At 62.4% G+C, this 17997-nt stretch carries 15 protein-coding genes and 1 other RNA gene; 4 read left to right on the top strand and 12 right to left on the bottom strand.

Annotated features, from left to right (window positions below):
- Nucleotides 1-3: 3 nt before the first annotated feature.
- On the bottom strand, nucleotides 4-906 hold the full coding sequence (locus IRL76_RS01615; protein WP_200982542.1) for an ABC transporter ATP-binding protein: 903 nt from the start codon (nucleotides 904-906) through the stop codon (nucleotides 4-6).
- Nucleotides 906-2018 carry an ABC transporter permease gene (locus tag IRL76_RS01610; protein WP_200982540.1) on the bottom strand — a complete coding sequence of 371 codons (1113 nt, stop codon included), beginning with the start codon at nucleotides 2016-2018 and terminating at the stop codon, nucleotides 906-908. The genes IRL76_RS01615 and IRL76_RS01610 overlap by 1 nt, the downstream gene beginning before the upstream one ends.
- A 104-nt stretch (nucleotides 2019-2122) precedes the next feature.
- On the opposite strand from IRL76_RS01610, the gene IRL76_RS01605 reads away from it, so the two are divergent.
- Complete coding sequence (locus IRL76_RS01605; protein WP_200982538.1) at nucleotides 2123-4813, top strand: valine--tRNA ligase; 2691 nt, start codon at nucleotides 2123-2125, stop codon at nucleotides 4811-4813.
- 1 nt (nucleotide 4814) lies between these two features.
- Nucleotides 4815-5549, top strand: a complete 735-nt coding sequence (locus IRL76_RS01600) for a 7-carboxy-7-deazaguanine synthase QueE (protein WP_200984134.1) — start codon at nucleotides 4815-4817, stop codon at nucleotides 5547-5549.
- Nucleotides 5550-5654: 105 nt separating this feature from the next.
- Here the strand turns inward: IRL76_RS01600 and IRL76_RS01595 are convergent, their stop codons facing one another.
- The 5 genes from IRL76_RS01595 to IRL76_RS01575 form a co-directional block, all read right to left on the bottom strand.
- A complete protein-coding gene (locus IRL76_RS01595) occupies nucleotides 5655-7598 on the bottom strand; it encodes an ATP-binding protein (protein WP_246449914.1) in 1944 nt (647 codons plus the stop codon).
- 101 nt (nucleotides 7599-7699) lie between these two features.
- A complete protein-coding gene (locus IRL76_RS01590; protein WP_200982536.1) occupies nucleotides 7700-8452 on the bottom strand; it encodes a TIGR02186 family protein in 753 nt (250 codons plus the stop codon).
- The gene (locus tag IRL76_RS01585; RefSeq protein WP_200982534.1) at nucleotides 8449-9354 is read right to left on the bottom strand and encodes a sulfite exporter TauE/SafE family protein; all 906 of its coding nucleotides are present in this window, start codon (nucleotides 9352-9354) and stop codon (nucleotides 8449-8451) included. The genes IRL76_RS01590 and IRL76_RS01585 overlap by 4 nt, the downstream gene beginning before the upstream one ends.
- 47 nt (nucleotides 9355-9401) lie before the next feature.
- Nucleotides 9402-10517 (bottom strand): hypothetical protein, encoded by a 1116-nt coding sequence (locus IRL76_RS01580; protein WP_200982532.1) that lies wholly within the window; start codon nucleotides 10515-10517, stop codon nucleotides 9402-9404.
- A complete protein-coding gene (locus IRL76_RS01575; RefSeq protein WP_200982530.1) occupies nucleotides 10514-11908 on the bottom strand; it encodes a glycosyl transferase family protein in 1395 nt (464 codons plus the stop codon). Before IRL76_RS01575 ends, IRL76_RS01580 begins: the two co-directional genes overlap by 4 nt.
- A 104-nt stretch (nucleotides 11909-12012) precedes the next feature.
- On the opposite strand from IRL76_RS01575, the gene nhaA reads away from it, so the two are divergent.
- The gene (gene nhaA, locus IRL76_RS01570) at nucleotides 12013-13230 is read left to right on the top strand and encodes a Na+/H+ antiporter NhaA (RefSeq protein WP_200982528.1); all 1218 of its coding nucleotides are present in this window, start codon (nucleotides 12013-12015) and stop codon (nucleotides 13228-13230) included.
- A gap of 3 nt (nucleotides 13231-13233) precedes the next feature.
- On the opposite strand, the gene IRL76_RS01565 is transcribed toward nhaA, so the two are convergent.
- Nucleotides 13234-13671 carry a VOC family protein gene (locus IRL76_RS01565; protein ID WP_200984132.1) on the bottom strand — a complete coding sequence of 146 codons (438 nt, stop codon included), beginning with the start codon at nucleotides 13669-13671 and terminating at the stop codon, nucleotides 13234-13236.
- 212 nt (nucleotides 13672-13883) lie between these two features.
- On the bottom strand, nucleotides 13884-14639 hold the full coding sequence (locus IRL76_RS01560; RefSeq protein WP_200982526.1) for a TorF family putative porin: 756 nt from the start codon (nucleotides 14637-14639) through the stop codon (nucleotides 13884-13886).
- 260 nt (nucleotides 14640-14899) lie between these two features.
- On the opposite strand from IRL76_RS01560, the gene IRL76_RS01555 reads away from it, so the two are divergent.
- Complete coding sequence (locus IRL76_RS01555; RefSeq protein ID WP_200982524.1) at nucleotides 14900-15703, top strand: metallophosphoesterase family protein; 804 nt, start codon at nucleotides 14900-14902, stop codon at nucleotides 15701-15703.
- A gap of 19 nt (nucleotides 15704-15722) precedes the next feature.
- Here the strand turns inward: IRL76_RS01555 and rnpB are convergent.
- From rnpB to IRL76_RS01540, 3 genes are all read right to left on the bottom strand, one after another.
- Nucleotides 15723-16116, bottom strand: an RNA gene (gene rnpB, locus IRL76_RS01550) — RNase P RNA component class A.
- Nucleotides 16117-16172: 56 nt separating this feature from the next.
- Nucleotides 16173-16892, bottom strand: coding sequence for an aquaporin Z (gene aqpZ / locus IRL76_RS01545; protein ID WP_200982522.1), 720 nt, complete (start codon nucleotides 16890-16892; stop codon nucleotides 16173-16175).
- Between the two features lie 176 nt (nucleotides 16893-17068).
- Complete coding sequence (locus tag IRL76_RS01540; protein WP_200982520.1) at nucleotides 17069-17956, bottom strand: OmpA family protein; 888 nt, start codon at nucleotides 17954-17956, stop codon at nucleotides 17069-17071.
- Nucleotides 17957-17997 lie beyond the last annotated feature (41 nt).

Raw genomic sequence — 17997 nt, 5'->3', positions numbered from 1 at the left:
GCCCTATGCCTTGCCCGGTGGCGTCTTGTCCAACGCTTTGACCGCGTGAGCGGCCACCGGCATGTCCATGTGCCGCCGCAATTCGTCGAGCGCCTGCGCGGTGAGCGCCGCCCGGCCGCGGGGGCCGTTGAAGTATTCCTGGATCCACGGATGGTCGAGTTCCATCAGGTTCGGAACCGTGTCGACCGCGATCACGCGCTTGTCCGCCAACACGGCCACCCGGTCGCAGATCTCGTGCAGCGTATCGAGGTCGTGGGTGATCAGGAACACGGTCAGGCCCAGCGTTGCCTTCAATTCCCGCGTCAAATTGTCGAATGCGGCTGCACCGATCGGGTCGAGGCCCGCCGTCGGTTCGTCGAGGAAGAGCAGTTCGGGATCGAGTGCAAGCGCGCGGGCGAGGCCGGCGCGCTTCTTCATGCCGCCCGAAAGCTCGCTGGGATATTTGCTCACCGCCTCTTCCGGAAGGCCCGACAGCATCACCTTGTAACGGGCGATTTCCTCCAGCAACTGGTGGGGGATTTCCGGGTAGAATTGCTTGAGCGGAACCTGCACGTTTTCGCCCACTGTAAGGGTCGAGAACAGCGCGCCGCCTTGGAACAGGACGCCCCAGCGGTTGCGAACGCCGATTTCCTCATCCGGCTCGGCGTCGGTCATCGAACGGCCGAAGACCTTGATCTCGCCCTCGGCCGGAGTCTGCAGCCCGATGATCGAACGCATCAGCACGCTCTTTCCCGTACCCGAACCGCCGACGACGCCAAGGATTTCGCCGCGCTTGACCTTGAGATCCAGATTCTCGTGAACGACCTGTTCCCCGAAGGCGTTCTTGAGGCCTTCGACAACGATGGGGTATTCGCCGCGGTAGCGTTCGTGACGCCCGAGGGTCCGGCCGGTTTCGTCTTCGGCCATCAGCCCCACCCCACTTCGGTGAAGAAGACCGCGAAGAATGCGTCGAGCACGATGACGGCGAAGATAGCCGAGACGACGGCCATCGTCGTGCGCAGGCCCACTTCCTCAGAATTCCCTTCGACCTTCATGCCGTGGTAGCAGCCGGCCAAGCCGACGATGAGGCCGAAGACCGGCGCCTTGACCAGGCCGACCCACAGGTCATGGAGCGGCACAACTTCCTGGATTCGCGAAAGGAAGCTCCAGAACGGAATACCGAGCATCAGGTCGCCGACCACAGCACCGCCGACGATTGCGACGACCGAGCTGTAGAAGCCCAGGATGATCATCATGAAAGTACATGCGAGTATGCGCGGGATGACCAGCGCCTCCATTGGCGCGATGCCGATCGTCCGCATGGCATCGACTTCCTCGGTCAGCTTCATCGTGCCGATCTGCGCGGCAAAGGCGCTGCCCGATCGGCCGGCAACCATGATCGCGGTCATCAGGACGCCGAGTTCACGCAAGGTGATGCGGCCGACGAGGTTCACCGTCAGCGTCTCGGCGCCGAATTGCTGCAGCTGGACCGCGCCCTGCTGCGCGATGACGATACCGATGAGGAAGCTCATCAGCCCGATAATCGGCAGCGCCGCGACGCCAACGAGTTCGAACTGGCGGATGAGTGCGAGCCAGCGGAAGCGGGCCGGATGCCGGATGAGGTTCCCCGCAGCCGTAATCAGCGCGCCGAAGAAACTGAGGACGCCCATGATGCCGGTGCGGGCATTGAACACCTTGTCGCCCATGGCCGTCGGCACGCGTTCCCAGACCGGCAGCCGCGGCGCGGCGACCTCTTCGGTCCCGCGCATGCCCTGGAGGGCGCCGATAAGGCGTTTTGCGCGCTCGCTTGCCCCGACGATTTCGGCATCGTGATCGCTCGAAAGCGTACAGGCAACCCACGCGCCCACCGTGTCGATCTCGCTCACGGAGGACAAATCGACCTTGGCAATGGGGCCCTGAAGCGAGCGCAGTTCTGCATCGACCGCACCGATCGTAGAAACGAGGTATGGCCCCGAAAGCGCCAGTACCGCGCCCTCGCCTCCACCTTGTCCGAGATCGTATTGTGCAAGCCCTGTCATGCGGGCGCGGGTATGCGGGGAAATCCGGCACTTAACAAGCGGCTATGCTCCCAGTGCCACAGCAACGTTGCATCGCAGCATGGGCGCTGGCAAAGGCGCGTCCCATGAGCACCGAACTGCCCAAGACATTCGACCCTGCGGAAATCGAGGCGCGCTGGTACGCGCATTGGGAGGAGAACGGCCTGTTCCGGCCCGATCGCCCGGACGCCGAGCCCTATACCATCGTCAATCCGCCGCCGAACGTCACCGGCAGCCTCCATATCGGCCACGCGCTCGACAACACGCTGCAGGACGTGGTGATCCGTTACGAACGCCTGCGCGGCAAAGATGCGCTGTGGGTCGTCGGGACCGACCATGCCGGCATCGCGACGCAGATGGTGGTCGAACGCCAGCTGGAGGAACGCCAGGACAAGCGCACCAACTACAGCCGCGAGGATTTCGTGGCCAAGGTGTGGGAGTGGAAGGAGGAGAGCGGCGGCGCCATTACTCGCCAGCTGCGCCGGCTCGGCTGTTCGATGGACTGGTCGCGCGAGCAGTTCACGATGGACGAGCACTTCAGCAATGCCGTGCTCAAGACCTTCGTCGACCTCTACAACGACGGCCTCATCTACCGCGACAAGCGGCTGGTGAACTGGGACCCTAAGCTCAAGACCGCGATTTCCGACCTCGAGGTCGAGACGCATGAGGTCAAGGGCGGCTTCTGGCACTTCCGCTATCCGCTGGCGGACGGCGTCACGCTGGACGACGGGCGCGACTATATCGAGGTCGCGACCACACGTCCCGAAACCATGCTCGCCGACATGGCGATTGCGGTCCACCCCGATGACGAGCGTTACATGTCGGTCGTGGGCAAGCACGTGGTCCTGCCAATCACCGGTCGCCGCGTGCCGATCGTCGCCGACGAACACGCCGATCCCGAACTCGGCAGCGGCGCGGTGAAGATCACGCCGGGTCACGACTTCAACGATTTCGATGTCGGCAAACGTGCCGGGTTCAAGCCTGCTGAGATGCTCAACATGTTCGATCAAGAGGCGGCAGTTTGCCAGACCGCTGACGGCTTGATTCCAGAGGTCTATCTTGGTCTCGACCGCTTCGAGGCGAGAGAAATCGTGGTCTCGTGGATGAAGGAGTTTGGCTACCTCGTTCCCGTCAAATCGAAGAATAAGCAAGGCGAAGAGATCGAACTCGACGCCGAGCCCCGCACCATTGCAACGCCCTTCGGCGACCGCGGCGGCGTGGTGATCGAACCCTGGCTGACTGACCAGTGGTACGTCGATGCCGAAACGCTCGCGAAGAAGCCCATCGAGGCAGTGAAGAGTGGCGAAGTCGAGATCGTCCCCAAGAGTTGGGAAAAGACCTACTTCAACTGGATGGACAACATCCAGCCCTGGTGCGTTTCACGCCAGTTGTGGTGGGGACACCGCATTCCGGCGTGGTATGACGAGGAAGGCAACCCCTTCGTCGCCCTCACCGAGGAAGAAGCACAGGCGAAGGCTGGCGCGGGCGTTACGCTGACTCGCGACGAAGACGTCCTCGACACTTGGTTCTCCTCCGCCCTGTGGCCTTTCGCCACGCTTGGCTGGCCGGAAAAGACCGACCTGGTCGAAAAGCACTACCCCAACGACCTGCTCATTTCGGGTTTCGACATCCTGTTCTTCTGGGATGCCCGCATGATGATGATGGGCCAGTACAACACCGGGCAGAACCCCTGGCCGCGACTCTACCTCCACGGTCTCGTGCGCGCGGCGGACGGGCAGAAGATGTCCAAGTCCAAGGGCAACGTCGTCGATCCACTAGGCCTCATTGACCAGTACGGCGCGGATGCGCTGCGCTTCTTCATGGCAGCGATGGAAAGCCAGGGCCGCGACATCAAGATGGATGACAAGCGCATCGAGGGCTATCGCAATTTCGCGACCAAGCTCTGGAATGCGACGCGTTTCTGCCAGTCGAACGGCATCGGCGCGAGCACGTCCATCGCCGCCCCTGCGGCAAACCATGCGGTCAACCGCTGGATCATCGGCGAGGTGGTCGAGACGCAAGGCCAGCTCGAAAGCGCGATGGCCGACCTGCGCTTCGATGCGGCGGCGAACACCATTTACCACTTCGTGTGGGACCGCTTCTGCGACTGGTATCTCGAACTCATTAAGGGCAATATCGATGACGAGACCAAAGCCGTCGCCGGATGGGTCCTCGACCAGATCCTCGTCATGCTGCACCCCTTCATGCCCTTCATCACCGAAGAGCTTTGGTCGAAGCAGGGCGAGCGCGCGCATTACCCGCTCATCACCGCGAAGTGGCCCGAGCCGGGTGCGAGTGTCGATCCGCAGGCCAAGGCCGAGATCGACTGGCTAATCGCACTGACCAGCGCGGTGCGCACCGCCAAGAACGAACTCGGGATTGCTCCGGGTGCGAAGCTGGAAGCCTATGTGGCAAGCCCCTCGGCACTGGGCCAGCGCGTGATCGAGGCCAGCGGACCGGCGATCGAACGGCTCGCCCGACTGACGCCGATCCACATGGCCGACGCTCCGGCCGGTGCAGCCATGCAGGTCTCGGCTGGCGAAGACGCCTTCATCGTCCCGCTCGAAGGCGTGATCGACATCGCAGCGGAAAAGGCTCGGCTCGACAAGGCGCTCGCTGCTTCGGCCAAGGAAGCCAAATCGCTCGAAGGTCGGCTCTCGAACGCGAACTTTGTCGAGCGGGCAGCGCCGGAAGCCGTCGACAAGGCGCGCGCCGACCATGCGCATCACACGGCCGAAGTCGCGCGCCTCGAAGCAGCTCTGGCGCGGCTGGGATGATGTGCCGCTAGTCCTCGCCACGCAGGCTCCCGGCGAGCCGGAGATTTTCGCCAGCGTGCAGGGCGAAGGACCAAGTGCGGGTATGCCCTGCACCTTCGTGCGCCTTTCGCGCTGCAACCTCGCCTGCGTCTGGTGCGACACGGCCTACACCTGGCACTTCGAGGGCGACAACCGCCCGCACCGCGATGGCGTCGACTACAAACGCAAGGCCAACCAGCTGACGCTGGACGAAGACGAGGTTGCAGCGCGCATCACGGCACTCGGTCAGAAACGCCTCGTCATCACGGGCGGCGAACCGCTTCTGCAGGCCCCTGCCCTTGCACGCCTGCTCGACCTCCTGCCCGATATGACGGTCGAGGTGGAGACCAACGGCACCACCAAGGCGCCGACCGCGCTGGACATCCGCATCGACCAGTTCAACGTCAGCCCGAAGCTGGCGCACAGCGGAAATCCCGCCGATCTCGCGCTCCTGCCGGAACGGCTCGACGCTTACGCCACCGACCCGCGCGCATGGTTCAAGTTCGTGATCGCCGAACCTTCGGACATCGACGAGGTCGTGGCGCTGCGGACACGCTATCGCTTCCGGCCAGACCACGTCTTCCTGATGCCCGAGGGCACCGACAGCGCAACCCTGCGCGCACGCGAGAAGTGGCTCGCCCCGCTATGCATCGAGCATGGCTTTCGGATGAGCGACCGCCTGCATATCCACCTGTTCGGGGATACAAGGGGGACGTAGGGGTTTTCGAACCCGCCTCCGCGGGTTCGTCCTCTCTAGACGCGCAGCAAGCTGCGCACGCTGCGGGCGGGCGGTCGCCCTTGCCTCGCCATAGGCTCGGTTTTTTTACCCCTGCGAGCGCCAGCGCTGCACGGTGCGCTGGACGATGTCCTCTTCGCCGCCGGTCTTGTTCCAGAGGTCGACGAAGCTGGGGTCTTCCGACGCCGGACGCTTGGCTTCCTCGAGATTGTCGAAGGCGACGCGGATCGGAATGGCGACACCCTCGCCGCAGATGATGCACTCGCGGTTGCGCAGCGCCGGGATGCTGTCGAGGAAGCCGCGCGCACCTTCGGGCATGGCGGCCTTCACGAAGGCCTGGTCGCGATCGTTGTTCAAACGCATCGAGATGATGGTACCGCACTGCGACAGCACGCCTTCGGCAAGGTCGGACGGGCGCTGCGTGATGAGACCCAGCGAGATACCGTACTTACGGCCTTCCTTGGCGATACGGCTGAGGATTTTCCCGACCGAGTTGCCATCGGCATTCTTCTCGTTCGGAACGTAGCGGTGGGCTTCTTCGCAGACGAGCAGGATCGGGCTGGTGCGTTCCTCGCGGCCCCAGATGGCGAAGTCGAAGACGAGACGGCTGAGCACGGCGACCACGGTCGAGGTGATGTCCGAGGGCACGCCCGACACGTCGATGATCGAGATTGGCTTGCCGTTTGAAGGCATGCGGAAGATCTTGCCGATGAACTCGGCCATGGTGTCCGCCACCAGCATGCCGGAGAACATGAACTGGTAGCGTGGGTCGGCCTTGATCTCGTCGAGCTTGTTCTTGATCCGCATGTAGGGCGCGGAAGTGGTCGACTTGTCGAGCTTGCCCATCTGGTCCTGGATCTCGTTGGAGAGATCGGAGAGCAGGTAAGGGATCGGACTGTCGACAGTGATCTTGCCCATGCTTTCGGCAAGGCGGCTCTTCTGACGCGCCTTGAGGAGGCACTTGGCGAGAATGTCGGCATCGACCTGCCGCTCGTTGCCGTTCGAGGTCAGCAGCACTTCGCAGTGCTCCTCGAAGTTCATGATCCAGTACGGCATCTGCAGGTTGGAGACGTCGAGGATCACGCCGGTCTGGCGGAAAGCGGCGGAGTATTCGCCGTGAGGGTCGATCATCAGGATGTGCCCTTCGGGCGCAGCCTGGCAAATGCGGTGCAGGATTAGCGCTGCACTGGTCGACTTACCTGTACCGGTCGATCCCAGCAGGGCGAAGTGCTTGCCCAGCATGGCATCGATGTAGATGCCGGCACGAATGTCCTTGGTCGGATAGACCTTGCCGATCGTCACGGCGCTGCGGCCGTCGCTGGCATAGACCTGCTTGAGGTCGGCGGTGCTCGCGGCGTAGACCATCGAGCCGGGGACCGGATAACGGGTCACACCACGGCGGAAGCCGTGGAGGCGGCCGGTGAGTTTTTCCTCGATACCCTCGCCGAGGAAGTCGATGTTGGCGAGGATGCTGCCTGCCTTGCGGTCCTGGCGCTGGTTTCGAACGCTGGCGAGCAGCCAGTTATTGCCGACACGGATTTTGATCTGGCTACCGACCTGCCCCGCCATGGCAACCGACGGATCGTCGTCGTCGGCACATTCGTTGAGGCGCTGGAGATCGATGGCGATCATCGAACCCGATCCTGCAATCTCGAGTACGACGCCGATCGGGTCGAGCGTGTTCTGGCTGATTGCCTCCGCCTCGTTGGTCGCGACTGGCGTATCGTCGGGTTGCTCGATCGGGGCAGGCTCGGGCTGTGTTTCCGCAACCGGGGCAGGCGGCACATCTGCAACGGGCTGATTGTAGCTTTGCTGGGTCTGCGGTTCGTAGGCCGGGGGCGCTTCGGGCGCAGGCTCCGGCTCGGGATTGTGCACGTAGCCTGACGGCGAAGCATAGGACTGCGGCGCCGCCGCCTGTTCCGAACGACGGATACGATCGCGCAGCGAATTTCCGCGCGGCTGGGGCGGTTCCGCGCCATCTTCCTTGGATGGATCGAAAGTACGGAAGTTCTGGTTGCCCATATCAGTCATGGTCAGGTTCGGCCCCTCAGTCGCGCGAACTGCCCGCGCATGCCGCACCTACCTGCCCGAAGGCGGTTAAAATCCGGTCAACGATGTTGGACGAGGGAGTATCAGATCATCGCGAAGAGGCGGCCGGCTCCCCAGCCCATCGTTACCGACAGGGCCACTGCCAACAGGCCGTAAATCAGTGACCATTGTTGCGAATAGTAGGTCACCTGCTTTTCGAATCCGACTTTCACAACTTCGACGTCGGCCTGTGCCGACGCGATTACGCGCCCACCGGTTATGGCAAAGGTTTCCGCCGTATAGGTCCCGGTTATGACGCTGGAAGGAAGAGAGATGCGGGCCTGGTAAAGGACCTGCTCACTGATTTTCACACCCTGGAAATCTTCCTTGTAGAGTTCCTGGCGCGTCTTGAGATCGACAAGACCCGAGGCAAAGCGCGACTGCTGTTCGACGTCGATGACACCATTGGGCGACAGCTGGATGTATTGGGTGCCGAATTCGTAGATGGCAGCCGTCTTTTCGTCGACGATGTCCTGGATGGGACGAGACGAGGATACAGCGAAGAACGAGGGGACTGAGCGGAAATCGCTGCTGTCGGCATTGACCCACACGCCCGCAAACCGCGCCTTTTCGCGGATGCGCAGGGGCTGTGAGGGCCCCTTCAACACGACCACGATATCATACTTGTTACCTGCCTGCAGGCCGCGCGGATCAAGGATCGCACCAAACAGGAGCAATTCCGTTCCCGTGAAGCCCTGTCGCACCTGGATTTCGTGCTGGCTTACTTCCGGCACAAGGATCGGGTCACGTTGGCCCATCAGGACGAATGCGAAGAGGAAAAGAAGCAGCGCCCTCATAGCGGTGACAACGTATAGATTTCGTCGGGTCTGTAGAACAGGCCCAGGAACATGCGGAAGGCAATCACGAGAACGATCGCAGCAAGGATCAGGCGCAGCATTTCCGGCTTGGCCTTGACCGCGATCTGCGAGCCTATCTGGGCCCCCGTGACAGATCCGACAAGCAGGAGGAACACCAGCACGATGTCGACCGCCTTGGTCGTCAGCGAGTGCATCATCGTGGTCGCCATGGTCACAAACAGAATGTTGAACAGGCTGGTTCCCACGACGACATTGGCGCTCATGCCCAGGATGTAGAGCATGGCGGGCACCAAGATGAACCCGCCGCCGACACCCATGAGCATGGTGAGGATGCCCACCACCACACCGACAAGCAGCGGGGCCAGAGGCGATATGTAAAGGCCCGACTTGTAGAACCGCCAGCGCATGGGGAGGCTGGCGACCAAAGGATGATGCCGCCGCCGGGCGACCTGCTTGGAGCCGCCGCCGCGCAGCAGCTCGATCGATTCCTTGGCCATGAGCATTCCGATGGAACCGAGAAGCACGACGTAGAGCATGCTGATAACCACGTCGATCTGGCCGATCGACCGGAAGAAGCGGAACAGCAAGGAGCCTATGCCGGATCCGATGACGCCCCCTGCAATCATCACCGCACCCATGCGGTAGTCGACCCCGCCGCGGGCATTATGGGCAATAACCCCGGTTACGCTTGCGCCTGTGACCTGGGTCGAAGCGGATGCGGCTGCGACCGTCGGCGGAACACCAACGAAAATCAGCAGCGGTGTGGTCAGGAAGCCGCCGCCAACCCCGAACAGTCCCGAGAGAATACCGGTCAGGCCACCCAGCGCGACAATCCACAGTCCATTTACGGACATGTTCGCGATGGGGAGGTAGACGTCCATGAGCGGCCTCTACGTCACCAGCGTGCCGGTTGGAAGAGCCGCGTTTATTAGAATCCGCTAATAATCGTCAGGGCAGCGCCTGAACCGGGCTGGGCATCCCCCGCAACCCGCATCCTGTAGTCGGCGGACAAGGTGGTGGGCGCACCACCAAGCTTGAGATTGAGCTGCAATGACGGACCGATATCCAGCCTCGCGGAACCACGCTGCGCGCCGCCCCACGCCCCAAGAGCCACATCTACCTGACGCTCGCCCGAGCGGGTGACCTGCAAGGCGCCGTCGGCGAATGCAGTGCCGAACCGCCCACCGACGACACCAGCCTGGGCATAACCGCTGGCAGCGAGACCCAGCGGCAGGGGGGCGTCATCGACACCACCGGCGACGAAAGCCGCCGGTCTGATTTCGGTGTCATCTCCGCGACGGGTCGCGCGAAGCTCTGCGTGCGCCTTGATCGGCAGGGAACGGAGCGGACGGAACCCGAGACCCGAGGCCAATTCGCTTTCGCCGTCGCGTACCAAAGCCTTGGTGACACGGGCGTAGACTTGCGGTTCGCGGTGACTTCCCGGATCAAGCCGGAATGAAAAAACCGCCCCGGCCTGGCTTCCCCCATAGCTTGAAGGCCTGTCGACTAGGGCCACGTCGGGCGTTGCGCCTTGTCTCAGCAATAGCCACGCATCGGCGTGCCAGCGGCGCTCGGATCGTTGCTGGCCCGGTAACATCGGTTGCGAATTGTTCGTTGCTCTGTCGGAGCGCTCGCGTTGGAGCAGTGCACTCACCTCACGGGGCATGGGCAATCCGGCCATGGCCGACAACCAGAGCAGGTTGTGGCCGGACGCATAAGCACCCGGCACGAAATGTTTCTCGTATTCCGAGGCATCATCGTCGGACCCGTCCCGCAGCATCGCGGACCATTCTGGGGAAGTGATTGGAGCCCGCTCAATCGACGGCAGCCGTTGTGAGCTATCGACCGGATCGGCCAATCGACCACTCGCCCCTTCCGGCAGGCTGGTGGATACCGTGGCGATCATGCGAACCGCCTCTCTCGCCTCATTCAAGGGGATCCAGGGTGTTTGCCAGGTAACGATCCGCAGCAGCACCCAGCTGGCGAGCAGAAGGCCGAGGAAGAGGATAGGTTGCCCCCTCCCGCTTTCTTTCACGTCCATCATGCGACCCGGACCAGTTCGGGCCAGGGCACCATAGCCGGATGATCGCTGTGATCCGTCTTGTCCCAGGTTACCGGGCCACCGCGAAGTGTCTTGATATATGCGCCGAGCGCGCGGCGCCCGGCCATGATCGAAATAATATTGGATACCACGACGCGGGGGATTGCCAGCAAGCCTTGTCGCCACCCAAATTCGCGGGCGGTGAAAACGGCGCGAGACAGAGAACGGGCGGCAAGCCCCAGCACGTTGACGAGGAGGAGAAATCCTAGGAGCGGCGAATATTCGGAGGGGGCAACAAGCCCAAGACCCGACGCAAGCCAACCCGCAGCGGTGATTGCAATCAGCACATAAGCAGACGCAAGGAGTATCGCCGCCAAAGGTCCGCGCCTGTCACGCATCTGCATCCACAGATCTATCCAGGTGCCGCGCCACCCGAGGCGATCCCACCCTTGCAGCGCGATACCGTGCATCCACCGGGTTTTCTGCCGCACCGCGACATCGAGGCGCGAGGGAAAGAAGGCCCTCGTCGCGATGAGGCGACCATCCGAAGCCCGCGCCCTCAGGAAACGGCCCTTGCCGCCCAGCGCGGCGATCTTGAGGCCAAGCTCGTAGTCCTCCGTCAGCGACTGTCGTGCAAAGGGCTCTGGTCCCATGCGCGCCAGAATCTTCCTCGCGACGGCACACCCGACCCCTGCTCCGGGGATTGCGGCTCCCAATGCATCGCGCATGACCAGCGACTTGCCATGTGCTTCGGCAAATTCGTCGGAATAGTGGCTGCCGATGAAGCGCGAATTGCTCTGCGGCAGGGCCAAAACCGGTAATTGTACGAAATCCGCACGCCACAGCGAGAGATCGAGCAAGGCGAGTGCCGCCGGGTCTACCATGTCCTCGGCGTCGTGCAGGACCACCATGCGCGCCTCGCGTCCATACCGCGCCTCGTCATCGCACAAGGCACGGTAGAGGCGGTTGAGGCAGTCGGCCTTGCTGGTCGGGCCGTCTTCGCCGTGGATTACCAGCCTGACGCGATTATCGCCTCGAGCCGATGCGACGACCGAAGCGATGGTCAGCGGATCATTGCGATAGCAACCGACGTAGAGCCGGAGATTGTCGTGCCCCCAGCTCGCCAGCAGGTGAGCAATCGTCGGGCCGATGACAGACGATTCCTGCCAGGCAGGGATGAAGATTGCCGCGTCGCCAGCCAGCAGCCTTTGCGGCAGGCTTTCGGTTCTGATGTGCGGCGTCGAAATCCGCCCCGTGATGCGCATCCAGAGATAGCTGAGATCGAGCGCAAACTCGTCGACTACGCCCACGGCGAAGAAAGCCGCCGTGAACAGCAGAAGCTCTCTGTGGAAGAGCAAATACCATTGCTCTCCAGATATTTGGTAGAAATCCACGACCCTGATCCCCCTGTCCCGGACTTGTAGCGATGCGACAGTTGAGTGGCAACGCCCTGTGTTGGACTTGCAAGTCGAGGCTCTTTCCTCAAAAGCGGGCCGCGATGACCGAACGACCTTCAGCACTCCGCATCGTCTTTGCTCCCGTCCGCGCTCTTTTCGTGAGCGATGCCTCGGCCGGGATACTCCTCATTCTCGTTGCGATGGCGGCTATGCTGGCCGCGAACTCGCCTCTGCGCGAAGCATACCACTCGCTATTCCATGGGGCCCTGTTCGCGCCTGAACTGTTCAAGCTCAACACGCTGCACCTGTGGATTAACGACGCGCTCATGGCGGTTTTCTTCTTCGTCGTCGGGCTCGAGGTGAAGCGCGAATGGATCGAAGGCCAATTGTCGACCAATGCGCAGCGCAAGCTGCCGGTTCTGGCCGCGATCGCCGGAATGGCCGTTCCCGCAGCGATCTACGTCTTCTTCGTCAGCGGCGCGGGTGATGCCGAGCTCATGCGCGGATGGGCGATCCCGGCTGCGACCGATATTGCCTTTGCGATGGGCGTGCTTGGCCTGCTCGGCAATCGGGTCCCCGCATCGCTGCGGCTCTTCCTCCTGACCGTCGCCATTGTCGACGACATCGGCGCAGTCTTGGTGATCGCGGTTTTCTACACCGCCAATCTCAAGCTCGGCTACCTCGCAGCTGCCGCCGCAGTCGTCGCCCTGATGTTCGTGATGAACCGGATGAAGGTAGCGCGCTTCTGGCCTTTCATCGCGATGGCTGTCGTCCTTTGGTATTTCGTCCTCAATTCCGGCGTCCACGCGACAATTGCCGGTGTCTTGGCAGCGCTCACCATCCCGATGGTCGGCAAGGACGACGACACCATGGTCGAGCGGATGGAGCACGCACTTGCACCATGGAGCGCATATCTGATCGTTCCCGTGTTCGGTTTCGCCAATGCGGGCGTGGATTTGGGCGGCATGGGGCTCGAAGGCGTCCTGGCTCCGCTACCTATAGCGATCGCCGCCGGCCTGTTCCTGGGCAAGCAGGTGGGCATCTTCGCCGCAATCTATGCTGCGGAAAAAACCCGCTTCGCGCTTCGCCCGGACCAGTCCACCTGGCCCGAAGTCTGGGGTGTCTCGATCCTGTGCGGGATCGGCTTCACCATGTCGCTCTTCATCGGCGAACTTGCATTCCCCGGTTCGCGTGAGCTGATCGATGAAGCGAAGATCGGCACTCTGCTGGGTTCGTTGGTCTCGGCACTGGTAGGATACGCCATCCTCCGCATGACGACGACGCATCCCGACGATCCGAAGAACCCTTACGTCGACTGATCCCTACCAGCTGCCGGTGTTCTCCATGCTCGCCCAGGGCTCCTGCGGTTCGAGATAGCCTTCCTGCAGCAGTTCGATGGAAATGCCATCTGGGGTCCTTACGAAGGCCATGTGCCCGTCGCGCGGCGGGCGGTTGATGGTCACACCGGCATCCATCAGGCGCTGACAGGTCTCGTAGATATTATCGACCCGATAGGCGAGATGGCCGAAATTGCGTCCGCCCGAATACTGCTCCGCCTCGCCACCATCCTCGGGCGGCCAGTTGTAGGTCAGCTCGACCTCGGCGATCCCTTCCTGACCGGGCGGTGCCAGGAAAATCAGCGTGAACCGCCCTTGCTCGCTATCGAACCGGCGGACCTCCTCCAGACCGATAAGCTTGAAGAAATCCACCGTGGCATCGGGATCTGCCACCCGGATCATCGTGTGGAGGTATTTCGTCACGCGTCGCTTCTCCATATTCGTGCATCAACCGCCCGGCGTCGCCGGTTGCGAGATCTTCGATACATCAATGCACGGTCGACGCGACAGTGCCTGCGCACCAGCAATTGGCAAAAGATCTGGCGCTCGGCGGCAGGGATTTGACCAGGGCGTTCCGCATCCGACATGAAAAAGGGGGCGGGTCGAAGCCCGCCCCCGTCCCCCCACGGGTTAAATCAGAAGCTTGCGGTGAGAGTTGCGACCACGGTGTCGTCGGTAAAGCCGTCGATCGAGGTGCCGTCGACGCCCATGTAGCTGACGCCGAGTTCGAAATTACCTGACGACGCCGAGACACCGAGGGACCAGTCGATCCCGGTATCGTCGGCGTCACCGGCCAGCAACGGCGGAGCAAGCGCACCATCGGTGTAGCCAATGTGGCCGGTCAGGGTCAGCGGAGTGCTCGGAATGCCGACACCGAGGTCGGTGTAGAGATAGAGGTTATCGTCGCCACCGAGCGAATCCTGCTTGGGCGAATAGCCGACCCCGACGGTCGCCTCTGCCGGTCCGAGCGTGAAGCCCAGCGAGCCGAGGAGTTCGTAATAGTCGACATCTGCGCCGATGTCCTCGGTCGGGTAGATGTAATAGACCGCCCCGACATCCACGCTTACCGCATCGGTAAGCTGCCCACTCCAGCCGCCATAGATGTCGAGTTCCATCTGGCCATAAGCATCGCCGCCGTCGATCGACGAAGCCCAGGTCCCGACATAGAAGCCGCTTTCGTGGGCGACGTCGAAACCGCCCTGGATGGCCGGATCTCCGCCTGACAGCGAAACGCCGCGGAAACGATAGTCGGTGGTCAGCGCCGCATTGGCCGAAAGCGTGACGGGGCCGCTGTCCGCAGCCTCTTCGTCCTGCGCCAGAGCCGGCGATGCGAGGAACAGGCCCGCCGAGGCGAGCGATACGGCAAAAAGGCCGCGAAAGGACGTCAGCATATTAAACTCCTGTACGAGTGTCGCTTCGTCCCACCTGCGAATCCGCCGGGACCGGTTTGTTTCGGTTCCTCGTGCAGATACGAGTGTTTTTGTGCACGGCACGCGTGCGCTGCGCAAGATATGGAGCGAAATCTTTTCGCAGTTGCACAAAAGCTGTGATTTTTCCGCAACGCCTTCCACAGGGGCGTTCAGCGCAAGTTGTGGCTTGGAACGATAGCGCCTATCTCCCGTCTCCCCCGAGTACGCCCAATCCAAACCCGATGCTTCGATCACTTCGCCAACTCTTCAAGGAACGCACCCCCGAACGCCGCATATCGCGCGTTCCGGAGGGCGAGCGGTACTATGTGATCGGCGACATCCATGGGCGCCTCGACCTGTTCGATGCGCTCATCGAGGCGATCGAGGCGGACGATGCAGCGCAACCGGTCGCGCAGACCACGGTGGTCCTGCTGGGCGACCTGATCGACCGCGGTCCCGAAAGTGCCGGGGTTATCGAGCGTGCACGCGACTGGGGACTGACCCGCAAATTGCGCTGCATTGCCGGCAATCACGAGGAGATGTTCCTCGAAAGCTTCGAGGATCGCGAAATGCTCCGCCATTTCGTGAAGCATGGTGGGCGCGAAACGATCCTCAGCTACGGCATCAAGCGCAAGCACTACAACGAGCTTACGATCAGGGAATTGCAGGGCCAGCTTCCTGATCTCGTTCCCGACCATCACCGCGAGTTCCTGGCGGGATTCGAGGACATGATCATCGCGGGCGATTATGTGTTCGTCCATGCCGGCCTGAATCCCAAGCGTTCGCTCGAGGACCAGAAGAAGGGAGACTTGCGCTGGATCCGCGAACGCTTCCTCAAGCACACCGAACCCTTCAGCCACGTAGTCGTGCACGGTCACACGATCTTCGAGGAAATCGAACGTACCGACCACCGCATCGGCATCGATACCGGCGCATTTCGCACCGGCCGGCTGACGGCCCTTGTTCTCGAAGGGGAATCGCGTCGGGCGCTGCAAGCTGTCGAAACGGACGGAACGATAACGACGTCTGCAGCCGCACTCGGCTGACGATTTCTCGCGGAATAGTAGTGCCAGGGGGCCTGTAAGCCGGGTTCTGTTCCGCACGCGATCTGCTCAAGGCATCAGCCGCGCGGCGGCAGCCATTCGTCTTGGCCATGGATTGCTCCATGGCTCGAGCAGCCAACCCGGGCGACTGGGGTGAAACACCCCTGCTTTCGCGCGCCGCCCCTATTCGGCCTTGCTCCGGGTGGGGTTTGCCATGCGGGCGCTGTTACCAGAACCCCGGTGCGCTCTTACCGCACCCTTTCACCCTTGCCTGATCCTCCGAAGAGGCCATCGGCGGTATGCTCTCTGTGGCACTTTCCCTGGACTTGCATCCGGCGGGCGTTACCCGCCACCCTCGTTTCGTGGAGCCCGGACTTTCCTCGCGTCCGAAAACGCGCGGCTGCCCGGCCCCCTGGCGTAGCGGCATATAGTCATTCGCGGGACGACTGCCTAGCCGCCCCGCGAATGCGACCTATTCTCCCTCGCCGCCGATGCCTTGCAGCGATTCCTCGGGAGCGATCACGTAACGCCAGATTGCGGCTCCGATCGCCGCACCAAGCAGGGGCGCCACCCAGAACAGCCACAGTTGTGGCACCGCACCCGTCTCTGCATAGAACGCGACACTCGTCGATCGCGCCGGGTTGACCGAGGTATTGGTCACGGGAATCGAGATCAGGTGGATCAGGGTCAGCGCGAGGCCGATAGATATCGGCGCAAAGCCACCCGGTACCTTTGCCGATGTCGAGCCCAGGATGATGATCAGGAACATGCCCGTCAGGACCAACTCGATCAGGAAGGCCGATTGCATCGAGAAGCCTCCGGGCGACAGCTCTGCATAGCCATTCGATGCGAAGGCGCCCGGTGTCCAGTCGGCCACACCTGAGGCGATCACGAAAAGAGTCCCGGCGGCGCAGAACGCCCCGATGACCTGGGCAGCCCAGTACGGGATCAACTCATTCCAGGAGAACCGTCCGCCCACTGCAAGACCCAGTGAAACCGCGGGGTTGAAGTGCCCGCCGGAGATCCCTCCGACGGCATAGGCCATTGTCAGGACCGTCAGGCCAAAGGCCATCGAAACTCCGACGAAGCCGATACCCAATTCGGGAAAACCTGCGGCCAATACCGCCGATCCACAACCACCGAAGACAAGCCAGAACGTACCGAAGAACTCTGCAAACAACTTGCGTGTCATGGCAACTCCCTCCCTTCAGGAAGCAGCGACCCGCCACGAGTTATATTCCCTAGCCCGATTGATTGGCCAGTAGGGCTGGGGATAAGTCCGTGCCCTGTCATCTGTTCGCAAGATGCCAACGAAAACGGGGCGGACGACTTGTGCCGCCCGCCCCGCTTCAACCGGTCAGTCCTGTCTTAGAGGCCGTCGAGGCCCTTGCTGACGAGGATGTTCACCGCGACACGGCGGTTCTGCGCCTTGCCTTCTTCGGTGCTGTTGTCAGCAGCCGGGTCGGCTTCGGCCATGCCGGTCGGGGTCAGCATGCGGTACGGCTTCCAGCCACAGGCCTGCTGGAGGTAGTTCACGACGCGGCTGGCGCGCTTCTCGCTGAGTTCCTGGTTGAACTCGTAGTCGCCGGTCGAGTCGGTGTATCCGACCACCAGCAGCAGGGCATTGTCCATGCCGTTCGCCTGGCTGGCGGCGGCACACAGGTCGTTACGGGCCTGGTCGGACAGGTTGTACTTCGCGGTGTCGAAATAGACGTTGGTCACGCCCTTGACGTTGTATTGGTCGATGTCGGCAACGCGGCTGCGCAGCGCTTCGGTGGCAGCGGTCTGCTCGGCGAAGCCCTGGGCGGTGCCCTGCTTGATCATCTGCGCGGTCTTGAGGTCCTTGCTCTTGAGCGCGACCTTGCTGGCGATCAGGCCGCGACCGCCCCACTGGACGGTGTCGACAGTGACCGGGAGACCGTTGAGCAGGGCATCCTTGCCCAGCTTGTTCTTGTTCATGCCAAGGAAGCCACCCTGGCCGCGAATTTCGGTCGCGTCGCTGATCGTCAGCACGGTGTTGGTGCCGTCGGTCGAGGTGACCTGCATCTTCTCACCCTTGCGGGCGGTGATGATGCCTTCGATCTCGGGACCGGCAGGCATTTCCTTGAGGTCGGTCGGCGTGGCGCCGTAAACGGTGGTCAGGACTTCGCCGTCGGCAGAGGTGTCCATGTCCTGTGCCGAAAGGCTACCGGTCATCGGAAGCGCCATGGCGGCGATTACGAGAAGAGCCTTGTGGCTCTTGGAAACGAAACTCATACTTCTACTCCTTCAATCGTCGCCAGCCGGCGCGCTGCGCC

The sequence above is a fragment of the Qipengyuania soli genome (assembly GCF_015529805.1).
Classification (GTDB): domain Bacteria; phylum Pseudomonadota; class Alphaproteobacteria; order Sphingomonadales; family Sphingomonadaceae; genus Qipengyuania; species Qipengyuania soli.
The sequence above is the reverse complement of the archived record's forward strand: the minus strand, read 5'-3'. Positions and strand labels throughout refer to the sequence as shown.

What these genes read in the sequence shown, in the direction of transcription:
- IRL76_RS01555 (WP_200982524.1), top strand. Translation starts at nt 14,900, where the DNA reads ATGCTTCGATCACTTCGCCAACTCTTCAAGGAACGCACCCCCGAACGC.
- nhaA (WP_200982528.1), top strand. Translation starts at nt 12,013, where the DNA reads ATGACCGAACGACCTTCAGCACTCCGCATCGTCTTTGCTCCCGTCCGC.
- IRL76_RS01580 (WP_200982532.1), bottom strand. Translation starts at nt 10,517, where the DNA reads ATGATGGACGTGAAAGAAAGCGGGAGGGGGCAACCTATCCTCTTCCTC.
- IRL76_RS01595 (WP_246449914.1), bottom strand. Translation starts at nt 7,598, where the DNA reads ATGACTGATATGGGCAACCAGAACTTCCGTACTTTCGATCCATCCAAG.
- IRL76_RS01590 (WP_200982536.1), bottom strand. Translation starts at nt 8,452, where the DNA reads ATGAGGGCGCTGCTTCTTTTCCTCTTCGCATTCGTCCTGATGGGCCAA.
- aqpZ (WP_200982522.1), bottom strand. Translation starts at nt 16,892, where the DNA reads ATGACACGCAAGTTGTTTGCAGAGTTCTTCGGTACGTTCTGGCTTGTC.
- IRL76_RS01615 (WP_200982542.1), bottom strand. Translation starts at nt 906, where the DNA reads ATGGCCGAAGACGAAACCGGCCGGACCCTCGGGCGTCACGAACGCTAC.
- IRL76_RS01610 (WP_200982540.1), bottom strand. Translation starts at nt 2,018, where the DNA reads ATGACAGGGCTTGCACAATACGATCTCGGACAAGGTGGAGGCGAGGGC.
- IRL76_RS01585 (WP_200982534.1), bottom strand. Translation starts at nt 9,354, where the DNA reads ATGGACGTCTACCTCCCCATCGCGAACATGTCCGTAAATGGACTGTGG.
- IRL76_RS01560 (WP_200982526.1), bottom strand. Translation starts at nt 14,639, where the DNA reads ATGCTGACGTCCTTTCGCGGCCTTTTTGCCGTATCGCTCGCCTCGGCG.
- IRL76_RS01605 (WP_200982538.1), top strand. Translation starts at nt 2,123, where the DNA reads ATGAGCACCGAACTGCCCAAGACATTCGACCCTGCGGAAATCGAGGCG.
- IRL76_RS01540 (WP_200982520.1), bottom strand. Translation starts at nt 17,956, where the DNA reads ATGAGTTTCGTTTCCAAGAGCCACAAGGCTCTTCTCGTAATCGCCGCC.